The sequence below is a fragment of the Idiomarina sp. UBA4206 genome, assembly GCF_002383015.1.
Lineage (GTDB): Bacteria > Pseudomonadota > Gammaproteobacteria > Enterobacterales > Alteromonadaceae > Idiomarina > Idiomarina abyssalis.
The window spans coordinates 24,912-28,141 of sequence record NZ_DFTS01000074.1; the positions used below are offsets into that span (position 1 = coordinate 24,912).

1 protein-coding gene and 1 pseudogene are annotated in these 3,230 nt (G+C 54.8%); both read left to right on the forward strand.

Features of this window, described 5'->3' with window-relative positions:
• Positions 1-2,002 (forward strand): annotated as a pseudogene (locus B3180_RS14775) (exodeoxyribonuclease V subunit gamma); the annotation flags it as partial.
• Positions 1,999-3,230 (forward strand): UvrD-helicase domain-containing protein (locus B3180_RS14780; protein WP_286845261.1); only part of this gene is annotated, 1,232 nt, incomplete at its 3' end. The pseudogene B3180_RS14775 and the gene B3180_RS14780, both read left to right, overlap by 4 nt.

A 3,230-nucleotide genomic window follows, 5' to 3' on the forward strand; every position in this document is an offset into this window, starting at 1 on the left:
CTTTGATATGAGTGACGATGACCTGCCGCAGTTAAAGCGCTGGGTAAAAGAAGCCGGCGCGCGCTGGGGACTTAATGCCGAGCAGCGCGGGCAGTTTTATATGCCGGCAGCGGAAGAAACCAACAGCTGGTGGTTTGGCTTAAAACGCATGATAGCCGGTTACGCCATGGGCGATTTGGCTGACGTTGGTTTAGAAAACGAGTCACCCTGGGCTAACGTAGAACCTTATACCGAAGTAGCTGGACTAAGTGCCGCGCTGGTGGGCTGCCTGGCGGATGTGGTGCGCACACTGGAACAATGGTGGCAGCGCGCGCAGGGTGAACACACCTTGCCGGAGTGGGTCACTCAGGGCGAGTGGCTGCTGGAACAATTTTTCGAGGCCGAAGAAGACAGTGATCGCTTACTGTTAGCCAAGCTGGGTGACGAGCTGTATCAGCTGCGGGATATTTGCGTAGAGGCGGATAACGAGTCACAACTTCGCCTGCCCATATTTAAAGACGCCTGGTTAGAACGTGTGGATCAGCAGAACCTGAACCAACGCTTTTTGGCGGGGGCGGTAAACTTCGCCACCTTAATGCCCATGCGGGCCATTCCGTTTAAATACGTGTGTGTGCTGGGCATGAACGAAAGTGATTACCCACGTTCAACGCCGCGTGTGGATTTTGATTTAATGACCGACCGGTATCGGCCGGGCGATCGCTCGCGACGTGACGATGACCGCTATTTATTCCTGGAAGCAATGCTTTCAGCTCGTGACTGTTTGTACTTGAGCTGGGTAGGCTACAGCGCCAAAGACAATAGCGAGCGGACGCCGTCGGTGCTGGTGGCGCAACTGCGTGACCACCTTCAGCAGGGCTGGAAATCGGACATTAACAGCCTGACCGTTGAGCACAAATTACAGCCGTTTAACCCCCATTACTTTAGCCAGGAAGACCCGGAATACTTTACCTATGCCAGTGAATGGGCGCAGGCGCATCAGGGGGCGGTGGCTTCTGCGAGCCGCATGGCTTCGGAAACCGCCGCGGACGACGAGCTGGAACGCACCCTGAGCATTAACGACATTAAGCGCTTTATTGAAGAGCCCGCCCGGCTGTACTTTAACTGGCGACTGGATACTTACTTTAGCCGCAACAGTGAAGATCTGGACGACAGCGAAGCCTTTGTGATGGATAACCTGCAGAGCTGGTCACTGACTACGCGTTTGGTGGATGCGGGCAAGCGGGCGCTGCTGGCAGGGGCTGGCATTGAAGCCTCGCTATTAAAAGAGCTGAACCGAATTAAACGCGAAGGGGCTTTGGGCATTGGTGCGATAGCCGAGCAAAATGGGTTTCTGTTGCTGGAGCAGTCGCAGGAGATACTGGAAACCTATCAGCAGAGCATTGCCGGTTACTCGGGTGTGAATGAGTTTCCGGAAACGGTGTTTTTTGAGCACAGCGGGCTGACTATTGATGACACCCTAACTGGGCTGCATACCAATGAAAGCGGCGAGCGCCTATGGGTGGTCACCTCGGCCAGCAACATTGCCGCTAAAAACGGTAAAGGCATAAATAGCGGCGGCTGGAAGCATGCCAGTGCCTATTACCTTGGTCTGTTGCTGTTGAATTTACAAAAACCGACACGGCTTTTAATTGTGTCCAAAGGTGGTTGCCAGTTGCAGGTGGCGCCGGTGCCCGCTGAGCTTGCGGTGCAACAACTGGAACAAGTACTGGAGCTAGTGGCTCTGTCAGCGCAGCAGCCGCAGCCCATGCATCTGGACGTAGCCATGACCTGGCTAAGCGCAATGGACAAGAACGGCCAGGACGAAATGCTGGCGCATGAAGCCGCCCGACAAAAATACGAAGAAGAAGGCTTTCAAGACCCGGCACTGGTTACCCAAAGTGATTACTGTGGGCGCGTTGCCGAAAGTTACCAAGCCATTCAGGCATCACCGCACTTCCGCCGCTTTATGGACGAACTTTATGATCCCATGCGCTTAACCCTGGTGCCGGAGGATAAATCATGAGCCAATTGTCTTCTCAATCATCAGGGCATACGTTAGAGAACCCGCTCGATTTTCCGCTGAACAGCAGCCGCTTAATTGAGGCTAGCGCCGGTACCGGTAAAACCTACACCATTGCTGCGCTTTATGTGCGTTTGGTTATTGGACATGGCTCGCATAACGGTACGGAAGAAACTGCGTTTGATCGCGAACTGGTGCCGAAAAACATTCTGGTCATGACCTTTACTAAAGCTGCCACCGAAGAGCTGAGTGATCGTATTCGCGCACGCTTAGCCGAAGCCGCAGCTTACTTCCGTGATCCGGAAGCCGTAGAAGGTGACCCTTTCTTAGCCAGCCTGCGCGACGACTGTGCAGCGCAGGGGCAGAACCTGATGCACTTGGCGCGGCTGCTGGATTTAGCCTCGCAGTCCATGGACGAAGCGGCGGTGAAAACCATTCACGGCTGGTGTCAGTCCATGCTGAAAGAGCACGCCTTTGCCAGCGGTAGCCTGTTCAGCCAGGACGTTGAAACCGACAACGAAGAGCTGCGCCTTCAGGCCGCTGAAGACTACTTCCGGCGTTTTATTTACCCGGCCGACGCTGAACTCAGCGCCCGGCTGTTGGAGGACTTTAAGTCACCGGAAACCTTGTTGGGGCTCACTTACAGCTTAAGCAAAAGCGGGCAGGCACCGGTCAATGGTGACTTGCACAGCCTGCTGAAGGAAGCTGAAAGCGCCCATCAGCAACGAATGGCTGATATAAAGCAGGAAGTTGCGCCTATTGTGCAGGAATTGGTTGATAAAACCTCACAAGCCAAGGGCGCGGCAACCAAACTCAAACAGTTTCAGAAGTTTGCGGACTGGTGCGGCGACTCTGACCTGGTTGAGCCCGACGCCACCGCGGCTAACTGGAAGAATATAGGCACTGACGAGCTACAGAAGTTTGCCGAGGCCAAACTTGGCGGCATGCCCCAAAGTTGGGCCACTTTAGGCGAGCTGCAGGAACGTATTAAGCGCAGCAAAGTGCAGCAGCAGGAAGAACTGGCTAAAGTAAAACAACACGCGGCCTTCTGGGTGAGCAGCCGCTTTGCCGAACTGCAAAACCAGCGCGCCGAAATGGGCCACGACGACATGCTGACCCGTTTACGTGACGCGCTGAAAGGCCCCAGTGGTGAAGCCTTGGCTGCCGCTATTCGTAAGCAGTATCCGGTGGCTATGGTGGACGAATTTCAGGACACCGACCCGGTGCAGTA